Here is a 4,270-nt window from a genome sequence, read left to right on the forward strand (position 1 = left end):
GGACCTAGCCCCCTCCCCGCTCGGGGGCGCCCTACGCTACGCCGTGCTCGGCTCCGGAAAGCGCCTGCGGCCGATCCTGGTGCTGGCCGGGTGCGAGGCGGTGGGCGGCGACGCCGACCCCGCCCTCGCCCCCGCGGCGGCGGTGGAATGCATCCACGCCTATTCCCTGGTCCACGACGACCTGCCCGCCCTGGACAACGACGACCTGCGCCGCGGACAGCCCACCACCCACAAGGCCTTCGACGAGGCCACCGCCGTGCTGGTGGGCGACGCCCTGCAGACCCTGGCCTTTCAGGCCATCGCCGACGCCGGGGGCCTGGACGTGCCCACCCGCCTGGAGATGACCCGGCGGCTCGCCCACGCCGCGGGCCACGCCGGCATGGTGGGCGGCCAGGCCCTGGACCTGGCCCAGGAGGACCGGGCCATCGGCCTGGAGGACCTGCAGCGCATCCACCGCCTGAAGACCGGGGCCCTGCTGCGCACCTCCGTGGAACTGGGCGCCCTGGCGGGGGCCGCGGACAGGGAGACGGTGGACGCCCTGGGCGCCTACGGGCGGCATATCGGCTTGGCTTTCCAGATCACGGATGATGTCCTGGACGTAGAGGGGGATACGGCGGCCCTGGGCAAGACCGCCGGGGCCGACGCCGAGCACCGCAAGGCCACCTATCCCGCCCTTCTCGGCCTCGAGGAGTCCAAGCGCCTGGCCCGTGCCGAGATCGAGCGGGCCCTGGAATGGCTCACCCCCTTCGGGGAAGCCGCCGAACCCCTGCGGGCCCTGGCCCGCTACATCATCGACCGGGACCACTGAGCCATGGGCGAACTGCTTGACACCATCCGCTACCCGGAGGACCTGCGGGACCTCGACGCCGGCCGACTGCCGGATCTGGCCGAAGAGCTGCGGGCCTACCTCCTGGAATCGCTGAGCGAGACGGGAGGGCACCTCGGCGCCAACCTGGGCACCGTGGAGCTGACCCTGGCGCTGCATTACACCTTCCGGACCCCCCACGACCGCCTGGTGTGGGACGTGGGCCACCAGGCCTACGTGCACAAGCTGCTGACGGGCCGGCGCGAGGCCTTCGGCACCATCCGCCAGGCGGGCGGCCTATCCGGCTTCCCCAAGCGCGCGGAGAGCCCCTACGACACCTTCGGGGTGGGCCATGCCTCCACCTCCATCTCCGCCGCCCTGGGCATGGCCCAGGCCTCCGCCGCGCAGGGGGAGGACCGGGCCGTGGCGGCCATCATCGGCGACGGCGCCATGACCGCCGGCATGGCCTTCGAGGCCCTCAACCACGCCGGGGACCTGAACGCCGACCTGCTGGTGATCCTCAACGACAACGAGATGTCCATCTCCCCCAACGTGGGGGCCCTGTCGCAGCGCTTCTCCCGCCTCATCGCCGGGCGCTGGTACAACCGCATGCGCGACAACGCCGACCGCGCCCTGTCCCGCATCCCGGGCGCCCGCGACATCGCCCGCCGCGCCGAGGAGCACTTCAAGGGGCTGATCACCCCGGGCACCCTGTTCGAGGAGCTGGGCTTCAACTACGTGGGGCCGGTGGACGGCCACAACCTGGACGAGCTGCTGCCCATCCTCGCCAACCTGCGGGGCATGGAGGGGCCGCGCCTGCTGCACGTGGTCACCCGCAAGGGCAAGGGCTACGAGCCGGCGGAGAACGAGCCCACCAAGTACCACGGCGTCACCCCCTTCGACCCCGCCACCGGCGCCCCCCGCAAATCCGGCGGCGGCGCCCCCGCCTACACCAAGGTCTTCGGCGACGCCCTGATCGAGGTGGCCGAGGCCGATCGGCGGGTGACGGGCATCACCCCGGCCATGCGCGAGGGCTCCGGGCTGGTGGAGTTCGAACAGCGTTTCCCCGAGCGTTTCTTCGATGTGGGCATCGCCGAGCAGCACGCCCTGACCTTCGCGGCGGGCCAGGCCTGCGAGGGGCTGCGCCCGGTGGTGGCCATCTACTCCACCTTCCTGCAGCGGGCCTACGACCAGCTCATCCACGACATCGCCATCCAGAACCTGCCGGTGGTCTTCGCCATCGACCGCGCCGGCATCGTCGGGCCGGACGGCCCCACCCACGGCGGCAACTTCGACCTGAGCTTCCTGCGCCCGGTGCCCAACCTGACCCTCATGACGCCGGCCAACGAGGTGGACCTGCGCAACATGCTGGCCACCGGCCTGGCCCTGGAGGGCCCCTCCGCCCTGCGCTACCCCAAGGACAAGGCGGTAGGGCTGGCCACCAGCGGCCCGCCCAGCCCGCTGGAGGTGGGCCGTGCCGAGGTGGTCCGCGAGGGGGGCGGCGGCCAGGCCCTGCTGGTGTTCGGTCCCTTCATCGGCGCCGCCCTGGAGGCGGCGGAGGAGCCGGACGCCACGGTGGTCAACATGCGCTTCGTGAAACCGCTGGATACCGAGCTGCTCACCGAGCTGGCGGCGACCCACGGCCACCTGGTCACGGTGGAGGAGAACGCCCTGGCGGGCGGGGCGGGCGAGGCGGTGCGCGCCTTCCTGGCCTCCCTGGAGCCGGAGGTGCGGGTTAGCTGCCTGGGCCTGCCCGACGCCTTCATCCCGCAGGGGGAGCGCACCGCCCTGCTTAGCGAGTACGGCCTCGACGCGGCCGGCATGGCCGCCGCCCTGCGCACGCGCACGGCTTCCCGCCCCGTTGCACGGGAATGCCCCCAAAAGTAAGCTAGGGGCCGTTCCCCAGCACCCCACTCACCTATTGCGCGACGGTCCCTCCCGCCGCCAATGAAGGTTTCGTACATGGCCGTGCACGACCGAACCGTCTCCGCGCAGGAGCTCCCGGACTGCGCCAGCGAGATCCAGGACACCCAGGGCCTTCCGGACCAGCGCCGCATCCCCATCAACAAGGTGGGCATCAAGGACATCCGCCACCCGGTGCGGGTCAAGGACCGCACCCAGGGGGAGCAGCACACCTTGGCCCACTTCAACGCCTACGTGGACCTGCCCCAGCATTTCAAGGGCACCCACATGTCCCGCTTCGTGGAGATCCTCAACGACCACGAGCGGGAGATCTCCGTGGAGTCCTTCCGCAGCATCCTCGAGGAGATGCGCACCCGCCTGGAGGCGGAGCAGGCCCACCTGGAGATGGCCTTCCCCTACTTCATCATGAAGCAGGCCCCGGTCTCCGGCGTGGAGAGCCAGATGGACTACGAGGTCACCCTGCGGGGCCACCTCACCCCCGACGACTACCAGATCACCATCCAGGTGCAGGTGCCCGTCACCAGCCTGTGCCCGTGCAGCAAGTCCATCTCCGAGTACGGCGCCCACAACCAGCGCTCCCACGTGGACCTGCAGGTGCGCGCCCGGGACTTCGTCTGGATCGAGGACCTGGTGGAGCTGGCGGAGGCCGAGGCCTCCTGCGACCTCTACGGCGTCCTCAAGCGCCCCGACGAGAAATACGTCACCGAGCACGCCTACGACAACCCCAAGTTCGTGGAGGACCTGGTCCGCGACATCGCCCGGCGCCTGGAGGACGACGAACGGATCGTCTGGTACACGGTGGGCGCCGAGAACTTCGAGTCCATCCACAACCACTCGGCCTACGCCTGGATCGAGCGCGACAAGCGCACCCCCCTCCCCGACGGCGCCTGATCCGCTCCTCCGTGGTGGGAACCGGCGCCGGCGTGGTACCGTGACAGGCAGCCGGACGGGCCCCGCCCGCTCCCCGCGATCGACCCGTTTCCGTGTCCATGCCGCCCCCGCGGCGTGGCCCCGTTCCCGTGACAACCAGCGGAGCGCACCGCATGCGCCTATCCCAGTACCTCCTGCCCACCCTGCGCGAGACCCCCGCCGACGCCGAGATCGTCAGCCACCAGCTCATGCTCCGCGCCGGCATGATCCGGCGGCTGGCCGCCGGCCTGTACTCCTGGCTGCCCCTCGGGTACCGGGTGGTGCAGCGCGTGGAGCAGGTGGTCCGTGAGGAGATGAACGCGGCCGGGGCCCAGGAGGTGCTCATGCCGGTGGTGCAGCCCGCCGAGCTGTGGCAGGAGTCGGGGCGCTGGGACAACTTCGGCCCCGAACTGCTGCGCATCAAGGACCGCCACGAGCGGGACTTCGCCCTCGGCCCCACCCACGAGGAGGTGATCACCGACCTGATCCGCGGCGAGGTGCGCTCCTACCGCCAGCTGCCCCTGAACCTCTACCAGATCCAGACCAAGTTCCGCGACGAGATCCGGCCCCGCTTCGGCGTCATGCGGGCCCGGGAGTTCGTCATGAAGGACGGCTACTCCTTCGAGGCCGACG

Annotated in this window: 4 protein-coding genes; all 4 read left to right on the top strand. The window is 71.1% G+C overall.

What is annotated here, in order from left to right:
• A partial coding sequence (locus ACLFRB_RS11560; RefSeq protein ID WP_411069165.1) for a polyprenyl synthetase family protein occupies positions 1 to 808 on the top strand: 808 nt, incomplete at its 5' end.
• Positions 809 to 811: 3 nt separating this feature from the next.
• Entirely contained in the window at positions 812 to 2,692 is a 1,881-nt protein-coding gene (dxs, locus tag ACLFRB_RS11565; RefSeq protein WP_411069166.1) for a 1-deoxy-D-xylulose-5-phosphate synthase, read from the top strand.
• A 75-nt stretch (positions 2,693 to 2,767) separates the two neighbouring features.
• Positions 2,768 to 3,619 carry a GTP cyclohydrolase FolE2 gene (folE2, locus tag ACLFRB_RS11570; RefSeq protein WP_411069167.1) on the top strand — a complete coding sequence of 284 codons (852 nt, stop codon included), beginning with the start codon at positions 2,768 to 2,770 and terminating at the stop codon, positions 3,617 to 3,619.
• 152 nt (positions 3,620 to 3,771) lie between these two features.
• Positions 3,772 to 4,270 (top strand): proline--tRNA ligase (gene proS, locus ACLFRB_RS11575; protein WP_411069168.1); only part of this gene is annotated, 499 nt, incomplete at its 3' end.

Source organism: Thiohalorhabdus sp. (assembly GCF_046545655.1).
GTDB lineage: Bacteria > Pseudomonadota > Gammaproteobacteria > Thiohalorhabdales > Thiohalorhabdaceae > Thiohalorhabdus.

What these genes read in the sequence shown, in the direction of transcription:
- dxs (WP_411069166.1), top strand. Translation starts at nt 812, where the DNA reads ATGGGCGAACTGCTTGACACCATCCGCTACCCGGAGGACCTGCGGGAC.
- folE2 (WP_411069167.1), top strand. Translation starts at nt 2,768, where the DNA reads ATGGCCGTGCACGACCGAACCGTCTCCGCGCAGGAGCTCCCGGACTGC.